29 protein-coding genes are annotated in these 23,932 nt (G+C 35.3%); 3 read left to right on the top strand and 26 right to left on the bottom strand.

Translation table 11 applies throughout. From position 1 onward, the window contains the following. The first annotated feature begins 228 nt into the window (after nucleotides 1-228). The 3 genes from AC07XN_RS10055 to AC07XN_RS10065 are packed head-to-tail and all read left to right on the top strand — an operon-like array spanning nucleotide 229 to nucleotide 3,471. On the top strand, nucleotides 229-444 hold the full coding sequence (locus tag AC07XN_RS10055; RefSeq protein ID WP_494742953.1) for a hypothetical protein: 216 nt from the start codon (nucleotides 229-231) through the stop codon (nucleotides 442-444). Next, a complete protein-coding gene (locus tag AC07XN_RS10060; protein ID WP_494742954.1) occupies nucleotides 437-1,444 on the top strand; it encodes a hypothetical protein in 1,008 nt (335 codons plus the stop codon). Before AC07XN_RS10055 ends, AC07XN_RS10060 begins: the two co-directional genes overlap by 8 nt. Next, nucleotides 1,441-3,471 (top strand): radical SAM protein, encoded by a 2,031-nt coding sequence (locus AC07XN_RS10065; protein ID WP_494742955.1) that lies wholly within the window; start codon nucleotides 1,441-1,443, stop codon nucleotides 3,469-3,471. The genes AC07XN_RS10060 and AC07XN_RS10065 overlap by 4 nt, the downstream gene beginning before the upstream one ends. Nucleotides 3,472-3,669: 198 nt before the next feature. Here AC07XN_RS10065 and AC07XN_RS10070 read toward each other — a convergent pair whose 3' ends face one another. The 26 genes from AC07XN_RS10070 to AC07XN_RS10195 all read right to left on the bottom strand — a co-directional run bounded on the left by AC07XN_RS10070 (nucleotide 3,670) and on the right by AC07XN_RS10195 (nucleotide 23,932). Next, nucleotides 3,670-3,897: a hypothetical protein gene (locus AC07XN_RS10070; protein WP_494742956.1), complete on the bottom strand. Its 228-nt coding sequence runs from the start codon at nucleotides 3,895-3,897 to the stop codon at nucleotides 3,670-3,672. Between the two features lie 25 nt (nucleotides 3,898-3,922). Continuing rightward, nucleotides 3,923-4,615: a hypothetical protein gene (locus AC07XN_RS10075; RefSeq protein WP_494742957.1), complete on the bottom strand. Its 693-nt coding sequence runs from the start codon at nucleotides 4,613-4,615 to the stop codon at nucleotides 3,923-3,925. Nucleotides 4,616-4,625: 10 nt separating this feature from the next. After that, a complete protein-coding gene (locus AC07XN_RS10080) occupies nucleotides 4,626-4,892 on the bottom strand; it encodes a hypothetical protein (RefSeq protein ID WP_494742958.1) in 267 nt (88 codons plus the stop codon). A gap of 41 nt (nucleotides 4,893-4,933) precedes the next feature. Continuing rightward, entirely contained in the window at nucleotides 4,934-5,410 is a 477-nt protein-coding gene (locus AC07XN_RS10085; protein ID WP_494742959.1) for a DNA N-6-adenine-methyltransferase, read from the bottom strand. A 19-nt stretch (nucleotides 5,411-5,429) separates the two neighbouring features. Continuing rightward, on the bottom strand, nucleotides 5,430-9,950 hold the full coding sequence (locus AC07XN_RS10090) for a strawberry notch-like NTP hydrolase domain-containing protein (RefSeq protein ID WP_494742960.1): 4,521 nt from the start codon (nucleotides 9,948-9,950) through the stop codon (nucleotides 5,430-5,432). Beyond that, nucleotides 9,947-10,945 (bottom strand): hypothetical protein, encoded by a 999-nt coding sequence (locus AC07XN_RS10095; protein WP_494742961.1) that lies wholly within the window; start codon nucleotides 10,943-10,945, stop codon nucleotides 9,947-9,949. Before AC07XN_RS10095 ends, AC07XN_RS10090 begins: the two co-directional genes overlap by 4 nt. Beyond that, nucleotides 10,942-11,478 (bottom strand): hypothetical protein, encoded by a 537-nt coding sequence (locus tag AC07XN_RS10100; RefSeq protein WP_494742962.1) that lies wholly within the window; start codon nucleotides 11,476-11,478, stop codon nucleotides 10,942-10,944. Before AC07XN_RS10100 ends, AC07XN_RS10095 begins: the two co-directional genes overlap by 4 nt. A 3-nt stretch (nucleotides 11,479-11,481) precedes the next feature. After that, nucleotides 11,482-13,077, bottom strand: a complete 1,596-nt coding sequence (locus tag AC07XN_RS10105) for a transglutaminase-like domain-containing protein (protein ID WP_494742963.1) — start codon at nucleotides 13,075-13,077, stop codon at nucleotides 11,482-11,484. Beyond that, nucleotides 13,070-13,603 carry a DUF5675 family protein gene (locus AC07XN_RS10110; protein WP_494742964.1) on the bottom strand — a complete coding sequence of 178 codons (534 nt, stop codon included), beginning with the start codon at nucleotides 13,601-13,603 and terminating at the stop codon, nucleotides 13,070-13,072. The genes AC07XN_RS10105 and AC07XN_RS10110 overlap by 8 nt, the downstream gene beginning before the upstream one ends. Further along, nucleotides 13,603-14,112 (bottom strand): hypothetical protein, encoded by a 510-nt coding sequence (locus tag AC07XN_RS10115; protein WP_494742965.1) that lies wholly within the window; start codon nucleotides 14,110-14,112, stop codon nucleotides 13,603-13,605. The genes AC07XN_RS10110 and AC07XN_RS10115 overlap by 1 nt, the downstream gene beginning before the upstream one ends. A 12-nt stretch (nucleotides 14,113-14,124) precedes the next feature. Next, on the bottom strand, nucleotides 14,125-14,511 hold the full coding sequence (locus AC07XN_RS10120) for a hypothetical protein (RefSeq protein WP_494742966.1): 387 nt from the start codon (nucleotides 14,509-14,511) through the stop codon (nucleotides 14,125-14,127). An 18-nt stretch (nucleotides 14,512-14,529) separates the two neighbouring features. After that, nucleotides 14,530-16,083, bottom strand: coding sequence for a hypothetical protein (locus tag AC07XN_RS10125; RefSeq protein ID WP_494742967.1), 1,554 nt, complete (start codon nucleotides 16,081-16,083; stop codon nucleotides 14,530-14,532). 2 nt (nucleotides 16,084-16,085) lie between these two features. Further along, nucleotides 16,086-16,949 carry a hypothetical protein gene (locus AC07XN_RS10130; protein WP_494742968.1) on the bottom strand — a complete coding sequence of 288 codons (864 nt, stop codon included), beginning with the start codon at nucleotides 16,947-16,949 and terminating at the stop codon, nucleotides 16,086-16,088. Between the two features lie 4 nt (nucleotides 16,950-16,953). Then, nucleotides 16,954-17,292 (bottom strand): hypothetical protein, encoded by a 339-nt coding sequence (locus tag AC07XN_RS10135; protein ID WP_494742969.1) that lies wholly within the window; start codon nucleotides 17,290-17,292, stop codon nucleotides 16,954-16,956. Continuing rightward, on the bottom strand, nucleotides 17,292-17,870 hold the full coding sequence (locus AC07XN_RS10140; protein WP_494742970.1) for a hypothetical protein: 579 nt from the start codon (nucleotides 17,868-17,870) through the stop codon (nucleotides 17,292-17,294). Before AC07XN_RS10140 ends, AC07XN_RS10135 begins: the two co-directional genes overlap by 1 nt. Continuing rightward, nucleotides 17,857-18,507: a hypothetical protein gene (locus AC07XN_RS10145; RefSeq protein WP_494742971.1), complete on the bottom strand. Its 651-nt coding sequence runs from the start codon at nucleotides 18,505-18,507 to the stop codon at nucleotides 17,857-17,859. Before AC07XN_RS10145 ends, AC07XN_RS10140 begins: the two co-directional genes overlap by 14 nt. After that, nucleotides 18,507-19,313 (bottom strand): hypothetical protein, encoded by an 807-nt coding sequence (locus AC07XN_RS10150; protein ID WP_494742972.1) that lies wholly within the window; start codon nucleotides 19,311-19,313, stop codon nucleotides 18,507-18,509. The genes AC07XN_RS10145 and AC07XN_RS10150 overlap by 1 nt, the downstream gene beginning before the upstream one ends. Beyond that, on the bottom strand, nucleotides 19,313-19,894 hold the full coding sequence (locus AC07XN_RS10155; protein WP_494742973.1) for a hypothetical protein: 582 nt from the start codon (nucleotides 19,892-19,894) through the stop codon (nucleotides 19,313-19,315). The genes AC07XN_RS10150 and AC07XN_RS10155 overlap by 1 nt, the downstream gene beginning before the upstream one ends. Nucleotides 19,895-19,908: 14 nt before the next feature. Beyond that, nucleotides 19,909-20,391: a hypothetical protein gene (locus AC07XN_RS10160; protein ID WP_494742974.1), complete on the bottom strand. Its 483-nt coding sequence runs from the start codon at nucleotides 20,389-20,391 to the stop codon at nucleotides 19,909-19,911. Beyond that, nucleotides 20,391-21,314 (bottom strand): transglycosylase SLT domain-containing protein, encoded by a 924-nt coding sequence (locus AC07XN_RS10165; protein ID WP_494742975.1) that lies wholly within the window; start codon nucleotides 21,312-21,314, stop codon nucleotides 20,391-20,393. The genes AC07XN_RS10160 and AC07XN_RS10165 overlap by 1 nt, the downstream gene beginning before the upstream one ends. A 64-nt stretch (nucleotides 21,315-21,378) precedes the next feature. Further along, nucleotides 21,379-21,822 carry a hypothetical protein gene (locus AC07XN_RS10170; protein ID WP_494742976.1) on the bottom strand — a complete coding sequence of 148 codons (444 nt, stop codon included), beginning with the start codon at nucleotides 21,820-21,822 and terminating at the stop codon, nucleotides 21,379-21,381. After that, nucleotides 21,804-22,469, bottom strand: coding sequence for a hypothetical protein (locus AC07XN_RS10175; protein WP_494742977.1), 666 nt, complete (start codon nucleotides 22,467-22,469; stop codon nucleotides 21,804-21,806). The genes AC07XN_RS10170 and AC07XN_RS10175 overlap by 19 nt, the downstream gene beginning before the upstream one ends. A gap of 2 nt (nucleotides 22,470-22,471) precedes the next feature. Next, on the bottom strand, nucleotides 22,472-22,612 hold the full coding sequence (locus AC07XN_RS10180) for a hypothetical protein (RefSeq protein WP_494742978.1): 141 nt from the start codon (nucleotides 22,610-22,612) through the stop codon (nucleotides 22,472-22,474). Then, nucleotides 22,612-22,932, bottom strand: coding sequence for a hypothetical protein (locus tag AC07XN_RS10185; protein WP_494742979.1), 321 nt, complete (start codon nucleotides 22,930-22,932; stop codon nucleotides 22,612-22,614). The genes AC07XN_RS10180 and AC07XN_RS10185 overlap by 1 nt, the downstream gene beginning before the upstream one ends. Beyond that, nucleotides 22,932-23,528 (bottom strand): hypothetical protein, encoded by a 597-nt coding sequence (locus AC07XN_RS10190; protein ID WP_494742980.1) that lies wholly within the window; start codon nucleotides 23,526-23,528, stop codon nucleotides 22,932-22,934. The genes AC07XN_RS10185 and AC07XN_RS10190 overlap by 1 nt, the downstream gene beginning before the upstream one ends. Next, nucleotides 23,456-23,932: a hypothetical protein gene (locus AC07XN_RS10195; RefSeq protein WP_494742981.1), complete on the bottom strand. Its 477-nt coding sequence runs from the start codon at nucleotides 23,930-23,932 to the stop codon at nucleotides 23,456-23,458. The genes AC07XN_RS10190 and AC07XN_RS10195 overlap by 73 nt, the downstream gene beginning before the upstream one ends.

Raw genomic sequence — 23,932 nt, forward strand, 5'->3', positions numbered from 1 at the left:
CCCTATTAATATAATTTAAATGTATTTCTCAATAAAATTGGCGAGCTTTATAATTCTATTAAAAAACTAGAAAATAAAGATAAAAAATACGACCCTGATTCAAGGAAAGAATATTTAAAAATTAAAGCAATTGCAGAAAAGTTAAAAAAAGAGATAGTTAATAAAATTGAAGAAGAAAGGGGAAAAAAAATAAATCATAATACTAAGAAAACCGATACAAGCTCTATTTTGGCTAAGGAGTTATCAATTTATGATAAACCTATAGAAATAAAGGAATATGAAAGTCTATCAGAGTTTATAAAAGATTTAGGAATTGATTACAACAATGAAATAAAACGACTTTTTGAAATTTTAGATGAAAAAGTTTTAAAAGCCGTCTCGATATCAAAACTTGAATACTATAAGCTATTAACTGCAATTAAAGATGAATTTGAAAATGAGTAAGTTTAATACACAGAATAAAGAAACTATTCGTAGTTTATGGGCTAAACCTATTATAGACTACATATATCAAGTATTGGGAAAAAAATTGCTTTATTTGGGTCTTCCTGATATTAATGCATATGACATAAAAGAATGGTTAGAATATATTGACACTGTATATGCTTTTCAATGTAGGGAATACCCACACCCTTCCGACCCAAACCAGAATAGAGACAAAGTTTTAGCTCTCGAAGATACCTTACGCACCTTTGAAAGAAAAAAAAAACTTACAACATTTGATGTATTTGACGGATACATTGAGGAAGTTATTTTAAGAGGTTTTGATAACTCACCTACAACAAAAGAATTTACCCAGCAAAATATTATCACACTTTATAATCTTGACTTTTGTGGACAAGTAACATCCCCAATCGAATATAAAGATAGAAAGGGGAATTTGCAAAAAGCCTATAAGTTTGACGCAATAAAACGTCTTTTAGATTTACAAGAGCAAATAACTTTCCCAAATAAGAAGTTTATTATGTTTCTTACCGTACACTGTAGCTATTCAGGACAGGAATTGAATGATTTTGTTTCATCACCTCCAAATACTGACATCCAGAATTACCTGAATCAATTGAAAAGTTTTTCTAAAGGAAAAAAATCACCATTTGTTGTTAAAGCATTTGTTTTTCATTTTTTACAACAATTTTTTTCACACAATAATTTTGTAGCTGAAATTTTACCCCCCATTTATTACTTAGGTGATAATAACCATCCAATTTTATTCTTTACAATACTTGGAACAAATACAAACAATAGAGGGGCTGGAGGTGTTGTTCATTCACAAAAACTAAATGATGCCTTAAATATCCCATTTATCGAAGTCGCTAACAACTCATTTCATAAATCAAATACTATTTCACTTAGTAAAGACCTAGCCATTGATGGAGATATAAATCCCATTCATTTATTCAAGAATACTAAAGCTTACAAAAATCTTTGGGAAACATTACAATGAAAAGAAAAATACTATTAATAGAACCGAATTATAAAAACAAATATCCACCTATTGGGTTGATGAAAATTGCTACATATCATCGAAATTTAGGTGATGATGTGAGATTTTTCAAAGGTGATTTAAAAGATTTAATAATTGAACAACTATTTGAGACTTGTCTTGAAAAGTTGAATTTTATTGATGGTAATGTTAGCTGGATTCAGAAAGGTTTTTTTATTAAACAATACATAAGAACAGGGAAAAAGGACAATATAGAAATGTTAGATTTGGATATAAGTTTATATGCTCCACTTATCATTCAAGTATTGGACGAATTTTCCAAAAAGTTTCGTAGAAAAGAATACGAAAGAGAACCATATTATGATAGAGTCTACGTAACAACACTTTTTACATTTTATTGGAAAATTACCGTTGAAACCATCCATTTTGTAAAAAAAATGGTAAAAGATCCAAAGCAAATTTGGATTGGTGGGGTTTTAGCCTCTTTACTTCATGAGGAACTTGAAGAAGAAACAGGTATCAAACCACATCAGGGATTACTAGATAAACCTGGGATTTTAGATAAAGGAGACCCAACTATAATTGATAATCTCCCACTTGATTATTCAATTCTTGACGAAATAGATTATCAATACCCAACTCAGAGTGCTTATTTCACCTTTATGACTAAAGGTTGTACGAGAAAATGTACTTTTTGTTCAGTACCAATTTTAGAACCTACTTATAAACCAAAGATTGAGACCAAATATAAATTTGATGAAATAAAAGAGTTATATGGTGAACAGCAAAATCTATTACTTATGGATAATAATGTTCTCGCATCACCAAAATTTCCTGAAATCATTGAAGAGATAAAAGCTATGGGCTTCAATAAAGGTGCAACCTTTATTGAGCCAAACCAGCTTGATATTTCCGTTAAAAATTTAATAAATCATAAAAATCAAAGTGCTTATATAAAAAGAACATTTAGACTTTTCCATGATTTACTGACAAGATTAAAAAAAGAACATAAGCAGTTCACATATAATGTTCTTGATAGTTATCAACTACTAAATTTTGAGACTACTACCAAGGAAAACTTATTGGCTGCATATGAAGAACTAAAAGAATTAAATGAGCGATTTAGAAATAAATCTCCCAAAATGCGATATGTTGACTTTAATCAAGGAACAGATGCAAGGTATGTAACTGACGAGTTCATGAGGTTAATGAGTGAAATTCCAATAAGACCATTAAGAATAGCTTTTGATTACATTGGCATGAAAGACAAATATATAAATGCAGTGAAACTGGCAAAAAAATATGGAATAAAAGAACTATCAAACTATATACTTTATAATTTCAATGATACCCCTGAAGACTTATACAACCGTTTAGAGATTAATATTCATCTTTGTAAAACATTGAATATTGATATATTCTCATTTCCAATGAAATATATACCTTTATTTGGTGAAGATGCTAAACATAGAGAATATACTGGGAAATACTGGAATAAGAAATTTATTCGTTCAATCCAATCTATCTTAAACGTAACCAAAGGAATTGTTGCACCCGCATCGAAAAATGATAACAATACATCCTTTTTTCATAGAGCATTTGGTAATAATCTGAATGAGTTTCATGAAATTCTCTATATGCCTGAGACTTATATTATTTACAGAAGTGTCTTTGAAAAAAAGCTTGGCTATACCAATATTTGGAAAAAAGAATATTATGAACTTAAACAAAGTAATTATTGGAATGAAGCCAAAGCTATTATTGAGGCGAATGATTTTACTCAAATTGAAGAAAAAACAGTCAATCCTTTGATTAGACACTTTTTAAGGCATTATCAGATTCATAGAAGAAGTGTGAATAAAGAGGATGTAGAATATAGTACTCTTAAAAAACAATATGATAAACTCATTCAAGTGGATAATTTTATCAACTTAACGTTAACATATGATTTTGAAGAAGAACAGCCCAAAGTTAAACTGAATAAGAGATTAAAAAACAAAAAAATACAGTTTCAAAATAGCTACTAATATTCTCGTTATTTATAATATTTTGACTTGAAAATAGAATATAGTAAAATTTAAAATAATTCGTATCATATTATCGCTTTAATGGGTATCTATAATCATTGTAATAAAACAAGACTTAATCTGACAGATAGGGAATAAAATTATCTATCAGATTAAGTCTTGTTTATGAGAGCTTATTATTTAATCATCAAAATACATTTAAAACCCAAACTCAGCACTAACCTGAGCAGTCATTTCACGAACAGCTCTATTAAGTAAATTCTTAATCTCCTCAGGCGATGGCGGGTCTTGCTGACTATAAGTGATTCCCTTTATTTCAAGATTCTCAATTACAATCTGACATTTGGGGCCAGAATATACTAATTGCTTTGACTTATAGCGATTGTAAGTCGCTTTGATGTTGAAAAGATTTAATATTGTTCCCATTTTTGTTAGGTTGATTTATAGTTTTTTAAAATCCGAAAAAGCTTGATATTTTCTGTCCAAAAGTCTTTTCCTTTTTAGTTTTCTTAGTTCCCGACAATCCTTTCTTTTTCCTAGGTTTTGAAATTGTGTATGATAAACCAACACGTTTGGCAATTGCTTTAAAATCTGCTGTATCACCTTCTAACAGCTTTTTGTAAAACTTATGCTTGGCTTTTAGTTTTGCTAACTCATCATCTTTGGTTGCCCCTAAACCTGATTGATTCTTTTCAAGGTACTTTGATAACTCTTTTGCTATTTTATCTTTGAACTTTGCATTTTTCTTTACTTGCTCAAGCATCTGCTTCATTTCATCTCTAAGCGTTTGCTTTAACAGTTCATTTTTATCCGACTTCTCGCTAGGCTTTTCTGATGCAACCTTTTCTGGTTTAGCTACTTCCTTTTTAACAGTCGTTTTTCTAGGAGCCGAAACTTTACTTTCCTGTTTTTCAACCTTCGCAGGTGTTGGTTTAGAAGGTTCAACCTCTTTAAGCGTTCCCTTTACCGTTTTAACCCACGATTCTAAGGTCTTTTCAGCATCTGGAACTATTTCAAATATTGAAAAGTCAGTAAAGTTTTCAGTATCTTCTTTAAGAATTTGATAATTCTCTTGAGATACTTTGTCTAGTTTTGCCAAGTTCTTGGCATCAAATTGTTTGATGAATGCGATGTTTTCTTTCATTGTATGGAGATTATTTTAATGATAGTCTTGCCTCTTCTTGCAACTGCAATCTTAGACGGTATTTATACTTTTGTTTAGCTGCTGAATTATCCGATTTTACGGTTTGTACTGGTTGCTCCTTGGTGACATAAGTATTCAGCTTTTGATAATAAAGCGATATGACAATTGATAAATTAGGGTCGTCGTTAGCTTCATTAAAGTTCGGTCGATATACTTTATCGAAGTCTTTAAGGACTGAGGGCAATGATTCAAAAGGAATTTTTTGAACTTGCTGCATGTAATTACTTGCTGATATCATTTTTTTATGTTGTTTGCTTGCTATTTTAGTTGAATAAACTTTCCTGCTATGCCACAATTTTTAAGAGCTGTAGCATTTCTTTTATTGAATGCAATTAATACCGATGGAGAACCGGCACTATCACCTTCTATTCCCTTTACTGTATAAAAACTTAATCGTCCTTTGATGAATAGTACTGCATAAGCTTTACTCCAGACCGATTCAAAAAACATCTTCGTTTCTGTCCTTGCAAAAGTTAAAGCAATTACATTTTTGTGCTTTGCACACTTTTCGAGCCATTTAGAAGTTTCCGACCCGTAAGGTGGATTGCACCAAACCCTACCTTGCCAATCTTGCTTTAATCCATCTTGCCTTTTGGTGTAGTGCTTTTTAGCTGTATCCCACGGCCGTTTGATGGGACTACATGGGTCAAGGTCAAAACTGCCTAGTGCTTTAATAATATAAGGTGGCGTTAGCCAATCTTCATTTTGCTTTGTTCTCTCAAAAGAAGTATTCATCTGATAATTGATTGGGATACTAGAGTTGTGTCAACTTGAGCTTAAAAGCCAAAATCTCATTCTTAAAAGTAATTTTCCTTGGCAATGGCTTTTTTGAATCATTGCTTTCAGTTGAATTGCTATCTTCAAATTCATACCCAGTCATTTTTAAGTTTCGCTCGGTTACTACTAAGGATAGGCTATAATTCTGTTGAAGGATTTCTAAGAATTTAGGCAAATTACTATCCACAACCTTTGCCTTAAAGGCACTGCCTTGCTTGATAAATTCTCTGTCTATCGCAAGATTCCTTAGCGAAGCATCTAAATAGATTTCGCTCATTTTGCTTTTGATGGGTAAAAGAAATAAATAGTAATCCGACATCTTTTGGATAGTCATGCCCACACTCGTCGTTAATATGGTATTTCTGTAAACACCTCTAATTACCTGCAAGGAGTTTCCGATAGGAATGGCTACCGAACTTTCTGAACTTCCATTACTATTTTTGCCTGCATCATAGTACTCAGGCATCAAAATACCTTTCCTTATTTCACCAGTAATGGTTGTGTATTCAATCAACTTTAATTTGTACTCAGCAATCAACGGACTACCAAATGCTTGCAGTAAATTACCTGTCAAAATGTATCGAATTGTTCTTTCTGAATAATTCTGTTTGGATGCTTCTTTCCATCTTTCAAAGGAGTTGTTGATGTTGACAATCGAAGGACTTCTTGAAATTGATTTTATCCCATTGACCCATTTTAAGCCTTCTCCAGAAAGGTTGTATGTTCTACTTCTTTTCCCTGAAGCAATCGCAAACTTTAATTTGATGTTGCCAGGTGTAAACGGATTATCTTTCTTTTCGTTGATTTGAAAGCCTGTAAAAATACCAAGCGTATTACCTTGATGTGGTGCTGTCTCAATATCTGGAAGTTGGATAACCATCCCTATTTTAAAAAACCTAAAAATATTATCATTAAAATAATTGATTTGCTTTTGGAAGTTATTGGTTTCGATTTCAATATCCTTTTGCTCCTCGGTATTCAGTGCATTTAAAGCGTCTTGCATTGCTGAAGCTTTAATTGCTGAATCTTCGATTTTTTTGATGTCCTTTCTATTGGGTAGTTTTTCTCTTCTTTCTCTATACTGCTGCTGAATGTCTTTTACCCGTTGGTCTTTGATTTGAAGAAGTTTCGTTTTGCAAACACTTGCTAACGTTTCTGCATAACTTTCTGGACTATTATCACCTAGTTCTCTTTTGATGATTTTCTCAAGCTCATCTACCGTATAAGGCTTTTTGATTTCCCGTACATCGCATCTTTCTACAAAAGTTGATGTGCTGAAAGGTGATTTACCGCCTTTTCCTTGAACTAGTACTTTTTTGTCAATTGTATTGGCTTGTAAATCGACTACTTGCACTTCTAAGTCATAATCCCCCGATTCAAGCTTTATTTCTATGGCTGTTCGGTATAAGTCCAGTACTTCATTATAGAATTTATCTTGGTCAGCACATTTCAACAAGGCAATTCGACCAGTAACTTTCTGAGCAGCATTTTCAGGTACAGCTTTATCACCGTCAATTATATTTAAGGGAGAACCAATTCTTGTATTTAGAGTTTTATTTTCCTGTAAATACTGTGCTACTACTTCATCTCCATATTTATTGAGAAAATCAGCTGACTTAAGGATGGATTCAGAGTTTCTTTGATTACTGGCTGTATTGGCATCGAGTGATTTTAGCTTCTTTTGAAGCATCATCATTAATCGCTTTTCTGCGGGAATTGAACTCGTTACATAATCATACATGGGTTTTAAGATTTCACCAGTACGTTTGATTCTACCTAGCTTTTGTACTTCCGTATTAATGTCTAATTCCGACTGTAATACAATCATCACACGCTGTTTCACTTGACTAGCTGGTACTTTCTTGGTTGGTATGGCATGAGCTGAAGCACCTGTCGAACCACTTTGATTGATCATTAATACATCAACTTCGTTGTCGTTGAATCTGCGAAAAGCATCCGTCGCATTTTCTTTAGGTCGCTTGACTATTCTACCTACCCAACGTAAGGTTGGGGCTTCAACCTTCCCTAGTCCGCTTTTGCTTTTGATATTTTTTTTGCTTTCGTTTTTTCTTCTACCCAATCCTCTATCTGGCTCATCTAGTGCTTTTCGGATAGTTTGAGGTGTCCAATGAAAATCTAATTCTATTCCTCCATAACGATTGTTGGTAACTGTCGATGTGAGTTCTTTTAAAGAAACGTATCCAAATTCTGCATTTTCAGTATCTCCATTAAGTACCGCATATCCATACAATCTATCTTTACCATCAAATTCTGAGATATACCAATCTGAACCAGCATAAAAATAATGCAGGTGAGCCATTATAACTTCCTTTGGATTTATCCAATTCGCTTTATCTTTTGCTTTTCTAAAAGCTGCTGAATAATGCCCTATTTTGGGAAGAGCCTTTATTTGCTTTTCTAGCTGCTCTACAATATCAATAAATTCATCCGAACTACTTACTACCTTTTGTTGAAAGCTCGGCATAAACTTTTTAACAAGGTCAGGTATGACTGTTAACCCATTGTTAAAATTATCCCCTCCAGTTCGCATTAATTTAGCTGCTTCTGAATGAGAGAGTACCTTTTGCTCCAATTCAACGGCTAACTTTCTACCTGTTACTTCAGCGACTTTGTATCCTGCGTTTTCAATACGCATCTTCACCAAATCTATGGGTGATAGTACAACACCTGAAGAGGTGGTCTTAATCATGTTTTCAATAAACTTGTATGTCGAAATAGCTTCTTCTGAAAATTGATTGATGTCAAAGGATCTGTGTTCTCTTTCACCATCTGAACGAATAACGGTATATCTTAATACGCCTTTTAAGCCTTTCAAGAGTACTGTTGTAAAGTCTGCATTGATTAAACTATTTTCCTCAAAATCCTCTCCGCCAGATTCATTGGCAATGGATTCAATAAAACTGCCCATAGTAGATGAAAAAGCAATCACGGGTTTCTTTCCTTGTTTTAGTCGCATGATGGCCCTATCGGCTACCGCCTCAGCCTTGATGGCAAACAGTAATTGATTAAAGACATTGAACAATTTTGAAAAGTAAGGCGTACTATCCACACCAGCTCCTCTAGTTCCTTTTCTTATTTCAACTTCTCCTTGACTTTCAGCGGCAAATTTATCCAGTGCCTTTACCTCTGGCATGATGTACCTTTCCTGAAAATCAATTATGGCTCGAATCACTTCGGTAACTGCATCAGATTTCTTTTTATCTGCCTTGGAATTCTCCAATGTACAATAAAAGTCTTGATACATCTTTTCAAATTTATCTTTGACTTTTACTCCATTGCCTCCGTTTTCCTCCAAAGTAATATAATTCACCTCAATGCCATCAAAACTTCTTTCCCGACGAATCATTTGCCCTTGGCTCACGAGTTGTGAGGATACAACTTCCTGTAGGGCTACACCCCCTTTATTGATGGCTTCTGAGAGTTCTGTGGATGTAAGATTAGCTTCCGAAATAGCCGTTTTTAAGGCATAGATGGGCATATTGTCTGGTCGCTTGGCAAAGGTCGCTGACAAAAAAGCTACATAAGCATTCTTGAGTACCATTTGCAAAGCCATACCACGGATACTCTCACCAGAGGCATTATGCGACTCATCTAAAATCACTAAATTATTCTGTGCTATCTTTTTAAGAAATGTTGCCTTGGGTGAAAGTTGTAATGCTCCAGCTACTATAGAGTTGCCAGTTTGTATTTGTGAATACGTTAGCATGACAAAGTCATAACCAGCCGGTAACTTCATTTTTTCAAGTACCTGCTTTTGTAAAATAGGGTCAGCGGCTTGATACAAGATATTCCCTTCGGTATCTTTTACATCCGATGCACTAGCCCGTGCGTTTAGAATATAGGGAATTACATGACTCCCTTTGGTAAGGTCACGGTTGTTGTTTTCGGTGTAGCCAACTACTACTTCATAAGGATTTTGTTCCTGAAATAATTTATAATCGGTCTCATTTCCATAGACTTCTTTTTCTTCTTCAGAGAGCTTGGAGTAGGGCTTGTATTTGATAAGCTTTTTGGTTTCGTTTTGCTTAATTTTTAAGGGTTGTGAGGCATCCTCTAAACCAATATCAATTAAATCACGGTAAATATCACTGAACAAATTTGGTTTTTCGGTAATAAAAATGGGGAGGATTCCTTGTGCAATGGCATAACGAATAAGACCAGCTGCTACTCGTCCTTTACCAACACCTGTTTGGTCACCGATAATTAGCCCTTGATTTCGGTATTCAATGTTGTAAATGGCTAGGGCAATGGCATCAATTTGTTCAGCAGCAAAGGCATTGTATAAGGCTTGTTTGTTAGAGTACTGTAACTTTTTACACAAAAAATCATCTACATTGCCAATGATAGCTTTTAGGTTTTTAAGGGCTTTGATTGTTTCTCCGCCCATTGAATCTGGGGTATCTACTTGTAATGATTTTGATTGACTAAGAGGTTGATAAGGTACGCCTAAGCCGTTGAATAACATGGATTGTTTCATGAAATAATTCTTTGATATAGTGCTTGAAATGTATTGATTTGGTTAGCTATTGTTTCATTTTTGAGTGGTGCAAATCCTGATACGGTACTTTTACGACCATTGATTAGAATCAATCTGATATTAAATGATGTCCCCATTCTGCTGTATAAATCTCCATTGATGTTAATGACATCTTCTACATGATAATGACTGTATAAGTAATTCAGGAATATGCGATTTTTCCCTGCTTGTATTCTTCCCACTTCATCATAATTTGTATGACCTCCGATGATGATAGTTGCTTTACCAGTATCTTTCATGGCTGATAATGCTAGGATTGCCATCACATGGTCAAGGTCTTTTATCGTATAGCCATCAAAGGATTGGTACTCATACTTTGCTAATGCTCCAAAAGGAGGATTAGTGATGATGGCATCGTATTTTTTTACTTTGTCTCTAAAAAAATCAAGTTTGGATGAATCTTGCTGGGTAATGCTTTTGTAGCTATCTCTTTGAAGATTAGTTACCCTAATATCATCTAGTTTATTGACCTCAAAATGTTCCGTATATCCTGCGATAGTGAGTAAGCCATTGCCTGCACTGGGTTCTAAATACAGACTACTTTTATGGGGTTTGTTGATTCCACAATAAAGGCCCATCAGGTAAGCAATTGGTGCTGGAGTACTGTATTGTTGTAATAAAACTGAGGTACTGGTTCGTAAGGATAAATTTACTTGTCGCTTGTAAAAATCAATGATCGATTCAAACCGTTCTTCAATTATTTTAGTCTCATCGTGAGCCAAGTTTCGATAAATACAAACCAAGGCATATTCTGTTTGTTCCTTTACCTCTCTTACATTGGTAATTCCGAATTGCTTGGCTTGCTTTTCTAGCGAAATCTTATAGAGTTTATCTCCTCTTAAAAACCTTTCTGTAATACTTTCAAGATAGGATTCTTTGAAGGTGAGATTAGTTAATTGCTGCTTAAACCCTAATAGCACTTGTTTCCAATTCATAGTTTTTGTAAGGGTTCGTTTAGCTTTAATAGATATGTTTTCCAGCTTGAGTGTTTTGCTTTAGCCTCTAGTCTTTTATTTACCCAGTTTATGTATTCTGGATAGTTCCTCTTTAGATAATCTGCATAGCTACTTTCCTTCAAAAACAGTAAGATATGGCTCCAACCCATAAGTGCTACGCTACTGTAAAACCCTACATCAAAATAATCACTTGATACATCGGAATGATTGTAATTATAGTCAGCAATAATGGCTTTACAACTTTCGATGAATGCCTGAGCTTGGGTATTTAAAAAGCTTTTACTATCAGGGTTTTTTTCAAACCATTGTGCATCCCATCCATCATAGTCAGGTTCATAAGGATTAAAACCACAATCCTTAATCTCAACATTAAGTGACCATCCCCCTGAATATCTATTTTTACTAACTGATACTTCAGCATCAGGATACTTGGCTTGAATCTCCTGTTTAACCATTTTGGTTACTTCAGAGGCCGTTAGCCTTGGATTGTATTTACTACCTGTATAGCCCATTTTTCAAATATGTTGAAGTGCTTGTTTGTATGAAATAAGTTGCTTTCTAAAATCACTTGCTCTTGTTAGCAGAGTCATTTTAGTGTTATCAATGCGATTCAGAGGTTGTAGCAAATAAATTAATTCTCCATACCTGGTATCACATTTTAAGATAATTGGTCGTACTCCGTCGGTCATTGTTGAAATACTCAGTGTAAAGTCTTTGACCTGTAGTTTGCCTAACAGCTTTAAAATATGCTTAAAAAAATTGCCTTCTATAAAAACCATGAAGGGTTCAAAAGATGTTTTGGAAACTAATTTTGTCTTAAACTCCTGAACGACCAATTCCTTCTTTTTAACATCATAAGTTATGTTTTCAGTATTAATTTCATATTCATAAGGCTTATGTCCCGACCTAAGAATGATTGGTTTAGAAGTTTTATCACCATAATTTGACAATCTATAGGCTGATTGAAAGAAAGTATCGAACTCCTTTAACGTAGTTGTTAATGTTACACTATGGTCTGCATTTTTTTCAATGACTTTTAAATAATCAGGATATGCTTGTTTAGATTCAATACGTTCTCCTGTCATCAAAAAAGTACCTCTAGTGTCAGTGTTGGCATTAAAATATAAAACTGAATACCCATTTGTTGAAGCGATTCCGTGTTCAGAAAAATTCACTCCAGTAAATATCACATCTGTAATCCCATCATTCTTTTTAATAAAATCTTTAAAAAGATTCATGACTTCAGCATTATCAGGCTGAAAACCTGCTGTTCCTGTTGTCTTTAGCGGTTTTAACGCTTCGTTCCCTGCAATTTTTATCACCAAAAGAGAGATGGTTGTAGGGTCAAAAGTGACGGTTGTATTCTCTAAGTTGACCCTAATCCGTTCTGCAAATTTTACGGTATCGGTTCTTCCTCCAAATCTGACTTCTTTTTCTTCGGCAGGTAAATAAGTAGCGATTACGCCCAGTTTGTCTTTCAAATACCCCACTAAGCTTTCAACATTTACCGTAGGCAAGGTGTTGGTCTCTGTTTGTTTATGATAAACTACCCCATCTTTTTGGAAGCTTTTCCAAAGCTCCATCATAAACTTTTCACGAGCGGAGAAAAGGCTTACAGGTAATTTACCTAATCCTTCAAAATCGAATTTATAGTCAAGATATTTCCCTTTGTCCTCAAAATTGAATGTGTCTTGTACAGGGTCTAAAACGGTTTTGCCTACTACAACATAGATATGTTGCCATCCTTTGCCATAATCAGCCATCCTAACGATGTGATTTACTCGCAAATTACACAAAATTGATGAACAAAAAATAGTAAAATCATCACAATCTCCTTTTTTATCTGCCCACAATTTATTGGGTAATTTGATTTCTTCAAAGCCTTTTTTATCCGCACGATACTTAATATACGTCTTAACAAAATCAAAGATGTTTTTTGCGGTGTTTGCTGTACTTTTCTTATTCAATAAAGTAGGTGCAATCTTAGCCGTTTGCTTGACAGCATTTGGAATATACTGTTTACAAATCTGGTAAAATGTATCTTCTGTATGAATGGCTACAGTTTTTTTGATATAGTCTTTGCTGGTTGGCTTACTAAAATAATTATCCATGCTGGTTGAATCGTTTTTTAAAAAAATTAAGGATAGTTGCTCTGAATAGAAAAGCAATCAGGACAATACTTGCTCCTAATACATACCAACTTGAAACGGCTTCGTTATCTACAATTGTTATCGTATGTCCTTTGGTAAGATTCATTTTTTTGACCAATGCATTATAGGCGACTACCGAGTTAGAAACCTTGTCTGTATCGTAGGTAGTGCCAACCAAAATGCACCCTAATGTATCCATCTGAGTATTGCCCCATTCGATACGTACGCCAGAGTAACCTTTTACATCTTTTAAATAAAAATAGCGTTTCCCATTAGAGGTCGATTGTTGAATTACTAGTTGATATGTACCTCGTGGGATAGCAGTTTTACCATAAACCTTGATAGCCTTAATTTGCTCAAGGCTCATTAAACTACTTAAATTTCTATCAATATCCTCTAAGGTGTAACATTCAAAAGTACCATCGACGTACAGTTCGCCAATGGTGCTTTTGTCTGTTTTTATAATTCTCTTGAGGGTTAATTTCATTAAAATAGTTGTTTGAGCCTAAGGAAAAGTGCTAAGCAAAGTAACACTGCAAGAATAATGATGATATAAAGGCGTTGTTGTGAGGTTTCCTTAGCTGTTTGATATGCCGAATTAGCGACTACTAAACGATTAGTAATTTCCTGTTTCTCTAATTGATATTGCTCTATTCTTGCTTTGTTTTCAACTTTAAGGGTATCTACCCGAACTTGATTGATATAAATAATCTTTTGGTCTGGACAGTTTACCTTAGGAATGTAAGATTGCTTGGTATCAGGATGAATCGTTTCGGGACAATTCAGCACAATTCCTCTTTGAATGATTGAATCTTTACGAGTAATCGTTATGCCCGGTATATACTGAGCATTGATAGGAAACTTATCCGCACAGGTCTGAGCCAATTCAGATGGATGCTCCCTGTAAAATTCAATGGCACGTAACCGAGCTTTTCTTTCGGTTACGCATCCTAGTTGAATCAGTATAATAGTAAAAAACAAGAGGACTTTTTTCATCTTAATAGCTTATTATGATATTAAAAAACTACAATATTGACCTTGTGCATCCTTGGTATAATCTATGATTGAGTTCAATATATACAAACCATTATTCACTAACGTTAGCAGGTCTTCAACAGGAGCATTCGCAAAACCTGTATCATTTCGTACTGCTTCATCAATGGCAAAATACCAGAAGAATGAAGTTTCGCCATCTTCATTTGTTTCAAAATACAACCTCACTGAACGGGATAGTATGCGTATTTTGGCATAATTATAGGGTATTCCTTGCGTATCCATTACATTTTGAATACTACTCTCAAAATCCCATCCTAACACATATAGGTCTTTAGCCATAACTTGCACCGAATAATTTACTTTTATAGCTTGTGGGTTTACTACGATTACGTTTTCCATTTTTTTGGCTTTAAATTTTTAAAAAAGATTTGCAAAAGACATGAGTAAACACCTGATATTACTTGTATTCTGCCAGCTTGGAACGCCATTTCTAATCTGTGCTAATCTTAAATCACTGGTTGAGTACACCAAAGCAACTAAATCACCAAAAATCGTTGAACCAAACGTATGTGCCCCATTGCTATTTGCCACACCCAACACTCTAGTGAGTGTTGAAAAGTCTGCATTGCAGAGATAAATACCGTGAAGTGTTCGTACTGTATAGTTGGGTCCTTGGTATCTGTCATCTTCACGAAGTATCACATAATATTTGTTGTTTGCCTTGAACATGTGCATTTTTTCATTATTCAAGTCAGAAATTTTGGTAGGCAAACTAGTCGTGAATAAATCATTTTTCGGAATTACACACCTCCAAGTCCCTGCCGCTGGGTTGGTGGGTGTTGTCTGTGGAGAACCTCTAAGTAATACTACATAATCGGTTGGTGTTTCATTGATTGTTCCTTCCCAAAGACTTTTCTTATCAACACCATTCGTACCGGGCAATAACATGGGATTAAAGCAAGCAAACAGTTGCCAATTTGCTCCATTGTCCACGGTTTTCATGAAAATTGAACCAATGTTTTTATCAATTCCAGAACCAACCGTCATGATACAAAATATGGCATTATTGAATGCTCTAAAAAAGTCTCCTATGTATATATCCTGTACAGTATAGCTAATTGGGTTACTAGGGTAGCTAACATCAGCAGCAGGTCTTCCAGCTAGTACCCAAGCAAAATGGTCATAAATTAATGGCAGGTCAGCGTATTGCCATACATTACTGCCTTTAAAAAACATTCTGCACCTATTGGCATTACCAAAGGTGGCTGTGCTAACATTAAAATCTATGTAGCATAAAGTGCTAAAACCAAAATTTGTCAGTGCAATAAAGAAGACACGTATCGTATTAGCATCAATCACTAAAATATTTTGGCTTTGAGGTCTAAATTTTAGGGTTAAATTATTATCTGGCCAACTGGATGTTTCTGTGGCAACAGTGAAGAAAGTAATATCACGATTATCAATTAAATGCGTTTTTGACATTCGGATGATTTGGTATTTTTCCCCTTCTGCTGTACCTACCCAATTACCATTGGCATCATAACCACCTTCATTGCACATATATACCGTGTAGAGATATTGTCCTACCGTTACACAATAAGCCTGATGAGCATATATTTCTTTACGGAAATCTGAAACACAAAAACTTTTATCGAAAAAATGCTTGTCGATAACGTTTGAAGTATTGAAGGTGGATAAAAGTGTCTTATCTGTGTCAGAATAATCATTCTTTGTAAGCTTTTTGCCTTCGCTCCATGTTGTTAAGTCCGTACCAAGCTCGTAGATAAGATTAGTTGCTTGTACTTTAACCTGCATGTAAGCTTTTCTTTTACTTAGTATGATGTTATCCCTGTCTGCAATGGTGGCAACGACCTGATAACCACCAAGCACATCGTTATCTTCTAAGTATGGAAACTCATCATCCGAAGCCAATCTGGCTGGAATTTTTGTTCCTTTTGTGTTTATAGCCATTTTTATGAAATTTCTATCGTAATTGAACCTGATTGATTTTGTGTAAAGACATCAACAAAATAGGATTCTGTAAATCCACTTGAATTTGTCACATCCATTGTGTACCTATTGAAAGCGTTATAAGCAAATCCACCAACCTTATAGTTTGCAGCTCCTAGACTTGAAGGATAACAGTAAGCGGGATACTTACTTTGACCAGCAAGTGTAAAATTCCTTACTCTGTTGCCACTCAATACGCTATTTGGTAGTGAAATAATCTGTTCATTAGTGGGTTGAGTACTCGCATCAAGAACTCCCCAGAATATTCGATTGATAAAGTTGACACCTGTGGTAGCTTTTACAGTGGTCTTGCCATCCGTAGCTGTTAACTCAAACACGGTACTATTAGAAATATTAACCGCTTTAGTAACTGTTGTTCCATTTACAGTACCAATTCCATTGTTGATGCTTAAACTGGTAGGGGTTTTATTGGTGGTATAGTTAAACGTGATACTAGTAATGGTACTTCCTTTTTCAATAGTATTCACATTGTTGGTGAATGCACTAATAGCCATTGGAACATATTCTAAATCATCTAGTCTCTCTTCTATGGCATCCAAAGTTGCATCTAACTGCTGCACTTTTTCTCCTAACACTTCATCCGAAAGACCTTCTAAACCCTCTATCCTATCTTCAATTGAATTTAGTTCAGAGTCCAATGATTGTACTTTTTCAGATAATCCACTATCTGAAACTTGAGCGATATTCCCTGTTTGCGGTGCATTCGTGCTTATGTTCTTCCTGAGGTAATTATAAAAAAAACAGAAAAAACCTCCTAGTACTGTCACAATACCGATGATAAAAATGATGATATTTCTCTTATTCATTGTTTTATACTGATTTTTTAAACCATCCAAAAGCCATTTTAAAGGCTAAAAAAAGCACTAGCATGGCTAGCAAAAACACAAACCATAGTGTATATACGACACTTGCATTTTTCGTTAGTGCTTGCTTAGTCAACAAGGTCGTTTGCTCTTGTTGCTTTTTGGCTTTTACTAAGTATAATTGATATAAAATGGCATCTTCCTTGCTCTCCTCAGCTTCTTGAGCATATATTTCAGCTTTCTTCCTACTTTCTTCTAGTTGATTTTTGGTATGATCATCAATGAAAAAAATAGCGAGCTGTGAAATACCTTCTACGACTAACGATATAGGGTCAAAAGATACCATTACATTGGTTGGATTGTTTGGTTAGAAGCATTTGGATTTCCTTGCTTGATTGTACTCCTAGTCCATCCAAAAACTGCTTTAAATACTAAATACAATATGCCAAATGCTAACAGCAATACTGAACCTACAATCAGCCAATTGGTTATATTCTCAGATTTTACACGGTTGGCTAACTGCGTTGCCTCATTGGTTTTAGTGTCAGCTTTTGCCTTGAGTGCTGCATATAATGCTTGGTCTGCTTTACTGGCTTCTGCTTCAGCGGTCAACTTATTGGCTTCGATTTGAAGCTTTGCGACTTCTTTTTTCGCATCTCCATTTATCCAAGCGGAAGCTACATTCGAAATACTGGATACAATACTCGTCACAGGGTCACCTGAACCAGTATTAGCTCTACTAGACCCAGCACTCGTACTTCCTCCAAATATCCCTGAAATGACATCTAAAAAACTACCGCCAGATTGACTTTCTGTTGTACCTGTGGTGGTCTCAGTAGTTTTAGGAGAGGTTGTGGTTGGGGTTGTCCCAGTACTTGAACCTGTATCTGCTGTACTATTACTTGATTTATTAAATAGACCCATTGCTAGTATTGTTTAAAGGTGTATTGGTATTCTGAATACTTTGTGCCTTCTTATTTTGTTTACCCTTCCACCAAAGAACGCCTCCAATAATCAACCCTAGGAAGGAAAACACTATTACAATGATTGAAGTAATATTTAAGCCTGTTCCTGTTCCAGCTTGATTGCCTGTTTGAGGAGAAGAATTATTGTTAGATAATGAATCTATTAAATCTTGTTTCTTCTTAGCTTCTAACTCCTTTGCAATTTTATCCTTATTTTCTCGCTGATATTTTTGTTCTCCTGCAAGTTGCTTATCAATTGAAATATCTGAAGACTTTACATATAAAGGTCTTTTTTCAGTGCGATAGGTACCAGCACCCCTAAACATAAAAATTGGGGAACCAACGTCTCTAACCGTAACATCTCCACTGATTAATTGATATTCTTCTCCATGATCGACGACAACTTCTCCCATGGCAGTACCAAATAAATCACCAATTAGATAAATCATATCAGTTCTTGGTGTTGCAGCCCCATCATCATCCCCATAAAATGATTGTACAAAATGTTTGGTTTGTGGAAAATCGGTTGTTTCATAAATTCTGGTTTCACCAGGTAATTTAGCATAACATTCGGTGTCTTTGGTAATTGCTGCCATTATCTTTTATTTTTTTGAAAGAAGTTTTTAAAGAGTACTATCAGGATGATTATCGCATACAAAATGCCAATGACCCAGTAAATAAGTGGATTGGACTGATTAGCTGTTTCGGGTAAAGCATCTCCCTGTTTTACAAAATATAACTTGCCTTTAATCTTTAAGGCATTATACCACTGTTGAGCCCTTTGAAAGATTTGATAACCTCCATCTTCAATGCTATAAGGTCTAGTGATTAAACCCAAATGGTCATATTTAGTCCCCTCGACATGGATAGCATTAAAATAGGAAGGATAAATAAAGTTAGGCACAAACACATCATTGATATAATACCCAATATCTAGTCGGTTCGTGGGGTCGCCCAGTTCCACTAAAAAAGTTACGGTCTTGTCGGCATACTGTGGGTCTTGCCCTTGAATACGATTTTCTAAAAATGGATTGTTACCCATTTCAATGGTCTCTTCAAGCATCACCTTGGTAAACCTACTTTCGGTAAAATCAAAGTTCGTCCAGTTTTGATAAATGACTTTTCCGTAAGGTCTTCTAGCATCCCCAGTACCTGTAAATGAGTGAGTACCATTAATGCCCGTCCTTTCTGGAATGGCATTCACAATGGAGACTGGCCAAAAGTCGCTTGGAATGTCTTCTACATACCGGTAAGCATTAACAGTAGCTTCATATCCCCAATGCGGAGCCACATCACGGTTAATTTGTGTTTGGGCGGCTGCCGCAATTTCTTTTAATCTTTCATAGCTTACATGCCCTGTGGTATCAATGTAGGCTATTTTTCTCTCTATCATTTCAGCCATTACATCGGGTTATTTAAAGTGGTCATCTTTGGTTTACTTAACTTTTTGATGGCTAGGTAAATCAGAAAAGGTATCAAAATAATAGTCGGTAAAAACCAGAACCAATTTTTCTTTAAAAAGTCAAGTACTGGACTGGTCGATTGTTGGGGGTCTGGTGTTGTGCCTTCATCTGATGTACCTGATGAATTTTTATCAACATTCGTAGGTGTTGTACCAACTCCAGTTGTTTTTGCTTTGCCCAGAAAATCAAACAATGATTTAGATAAATCTAAGGCTTTGTCTAAAAAGCTTTTCTTGGTAGTGGTATTCGTTGATGTAGTACCTGTTGAGGTGTTAGTAACTGCTGTATCCGAAAGATAGAAGTCTTTGGTGTTAAAAATAACATAGAACTTATCTCCGTCTTTCTCCACCTCCATAAAGGTGTGGCTATCCGAAACACCTGCTACGTTCTCCTTGGTTACTTCTCCTAAATAAGCACCATAACCTGCCCAATAACTGCGACTGCTAATGCTTGGAGCATCATAATATTCCACGGAATCTACATCCTGATTCACATATAGTTTTTGTCCTACTGTTGCCATGTTTTTAGTGATGGTTATTGATTGAGTATAGTTGATGATACTGGTTTGAGTCCTGCATTGATAAGGTATCTTCTAAGCATCATGGGGCTTACGGATGATGGTCTGACGTTGGGTAGTTTTATGGTATTACTGAGCTGAAGGGCTTCGTAACATATCTCGGAGCAAAACTTCCCTTTTTTGTAATTAAACGCTAGTCCATAAACCATGCCCAACACGCCAATTTTATCATAAGGACTGCCACGGTAAGATTGCATAAAATCATATACTTGTTTCCAGTTTTGAGAGGGCAAAGGATATAGTTCAAAGTATTGTGGCTTTTTAATGTTTTCCCATGCTTCAAAATCCATTCCCATACTACCCCAAGAAGAAGCCCTCACATTACTGACTTCATCAAACACTATTTCGCAATGTACCCAGTCACCTTTGCCTCCCAATAACATCATCCTTTGTTTAAAGTAATTGTCAATGTTTTTGTAGTGTTCAAAGAGTATATACATCAGCCCTCTATTTTTAAATCATTGAAAATGATGTCGACTGAACCATTTGGGCCAAGTACATTGGTGATGTAATTGGCTCCAACGGCATGAGCAGGTATTTTCCTGTAATATTTGACTAGCTCATCCATTTTTAAATCCTGTGTGCCATCATTTAACATTCTTCCTTCGCCTCGATTGTAAGCGAATATCCACCTGTAGGTATTAATAAAACCAAATTTGAAAGCAAGTCCAGAAAGTGTTGCTGCACAGGCATGAATGTTGATGTCTGGTTTTAACAAGTCGCTTTTAGTCAGCACAATCATATTGTTTTTAATCAAACCTTTATCTTGAAAGGGCTTTAGCTGTGCCTTGGTTATCCAACCAATCGTTGGATATCTTAGTACACTATCTTTTGCCGTTTTAAGGGATATTTGGGCTAGTCCTAGATAAATACCTGAGCTTGCAAAAGCGGATTGCTTAATCGACACAGAATCGTCATGTTCAACGGCTATAATACCCAAGATGATATGAGCGGGTATGCGGTGTATCTCTGAGGCTTCCTCAATAATCTTTCCATACGTTTCCCAAACACCATTGATGCGATTTCTATTTTGTTCTCTGTTAGTCGCTGACCATTTTGCCTCTGAGCCTACACTCGTGAGCTTAGTCATCGGATAATAGGAAAGTTTTACGGCATTGACAGGTATATCATCGTCCGTCAAAGAATTAAAAAGTTGACCTGTTACACTCTCATACTGACTTCCTTTGCTGGCAAAGTTTAAGTCTCTTCCTTCAAATTGTGCTTGGTAACTAGCATTAGGCTCATAGCTTGCTAAATCCAATTTTGTCTTTACTTGCTGAGGGTTATAATTTAGAAAATAATAACCTCCAAACAGCATCACCACAAAGAGTAGAATGATTAAAAAATACTTCGTTGCTTTCATGTGTGTAATAAAAATAGGAATAAATCCTTGGCAAAAGCAAAGGATTTATTAAGCTGTCATGCGTTTATTTTACTGATTTAAGGATGACCTTCTTTGACATGGTTTTCACCTTTTCAAAAGCCATCTTTTTGGCTTCCTTGTGTGAGATATTGTAGTGCTTTACCGTCACTCTTTTCTTTACACCACTATCGTGCTGAATTTGTCTGGCAATAGCATCCACTTGTTGGATGGTATAGTTTTGTGCTTTCCCTAAACCATCAATATCTCCTAAACCTTCCGTTTCTCCAAGTCCTTTTTTGGTATGTTTCTTGAGTACTTTTTCTGTAAAATCGTGATGTTTCCCATTAGTACCTATTACATGATATTGATTACCTGTATCAGAATCATGACTACAAGACAATACCTTAAACACCTTGTCTTGGTATTTTTTGATTGTACCGTGGTATTTAACCGAATCTCCTTTGTTGAATTTATAAGTTCTTTTTTTGCCTAAACCGAAAATTTCCATCGTTTGAATGATTTTTGAAAGATTTTAAACATGATAAAAATGAATAGGAGGGTACTTGCAAAAGCAATCAGTATTTCACCTATTCTATAATTTTGGTAGTAATAGTTACTAGCATCTTCTGCTTTGTAAAGTGTAGTTTTATCGAAAAACAAAGGACACTTGGAATCTATAAACTGCTTGATTTCAGCATTAATGACTTTGCCATCTTTGTTATAATCTAAGTCTTTATTGCCATTATAGGCAGTTGAACCTGATTGATAAAGCACATAATTAAGCGATTTTCGATAAGAGGCTGGATAATGAATTAAGGCATACAATTCATACGCATTTTGAGGGGCTACACCTTTTTGCTCAGCGATACGGTTTTTAATATACGTACCAACATAATCCATATACCTTTGCCAGCTTAATAACTTCAATTGCTCTATCGAAATCCCTAAATCGTTCTTGGCTGTACTTGGCGTAATCTGAATAAAACCATAAGCACCAATACTATTGCTAACTAGCTTCAAGTTTGATTCTGCATACATAATTATCATTAACCAGTTAGGATTGATAATTTTTCTATCGTTACAGATTTGTCTAACCTTGGCTTCAAACTCATCTCTATTGATGCCTATGGGCAATTTATCCAAATATACTAGCATAACTATGAAAGCTTAATTTTGTGCCTTCTTTTGTATTCTTTCAAAGCATTATAACTTACCCAAAGAATAGTAATCACCGTGGCAATTAATGATAGAATCCAGCCCCAATACTCCATCTTGGGTGTTAGTTTTGTATCTTCCATCAAGTCTTATTTTTAAGTTTTTCTGTAAATAATTTCTCTAGGTTACCAATCTTTTCTACAATCAGTTTTTCTATCGTAAGAAAGCCCTTTTCTTGATTGTCTTTAATCATTTCTACCTGAGCTTGTAATTTGACAATCGTCTCACGGTTAGCATTATTTAAGTCCTTGAAGCGATTTAACTCAATTTCAAGATGCTTAATCTCCTCAACACTACTATCAATCCTTTTTTCTATCAAGCGATACAACCAAGCAAAAATGGATGAAAAGACAGTGAATAACAGAATGATAAAAGGAGTTGCTGTATCAAAAAATGCTTTCATTAGTTTATTAAGTTTTTTATCGAAGTACAACGGTAGATGGAAGATTTGGGTCGCCATTTGATGTACACGCCATCACCTTCTCTTACCACGACCCCTGTTACCCCACTTGATGAAGTATTACCTTCTAGTATCCTGCACATGGTTTGATTAGGGTCGGGTGACCATTCGTAAACATACCCAATATGCCTTATATCAGCACGTGTACCAAATTTATAACCTACTGCATCCCCAAAAGAAGGTGGCTTGTCTTGTCTTACATTAGGGTCATAGCTACCTAAACTCGTTGAAAAGTACTCCCTTGCTCTAGCTGAACGAACTTTTAATTTCAGGTTGGTTGCATAATGCAAATAATGATAAAAACAGGCACACCAAGCGGGTTTAGGGTTCATTGCGTTCAGCCATTTAGCAACTGAGGCACGATAAAGGTCTATTTGATAACCATCATTATGCCCTGTTTTCTCTCTGACATTTAACTGAGCAATTATTACTTTTTTCTGGATAGCTCTGAAGTTCCTAAGTGAATCTAAATCAGATTGCCCGAAGCCAAGGTGATGGCACAAAAAAAGCGTAAGGCAAAGTAGGCGAATCTTATCCATAAGCGATGTTCGGGTTTAGCATTATAAAAATCTTGTATTTTATCGATCATTAAAAACTGTTTACTGTCTCCATACCGTGAGAGATAATTATCTTTCAGCTTTTCGGTGATGGCTAGCCAAATTTCTATGAAAGACAGGAACAGTATCACTGCAAACACTTTGTGAATCGTGACCAAAGCATGAACGCCTGCATCAGGATACATGGCTAGGATAGCATCGTTTAAATAGCAATACATACAAGTGATGCATAAACCAATCAGGGCAAAAAACGCAATCATTTTTGTTTTTGAGCCACTTCTAAAATCATCTAGTTTAGGATGTTCTGTCCCTAAAGCCACCGCTAATTCCCTTTTGGCTAGTTCAAGGTTCTCTTGAGCATTTTTAATCTTATCTTGATTTTTCAT

Source organism: Arcicella sp. GW458-12-2-14-TSB2 (assembly GCF_059423785.1).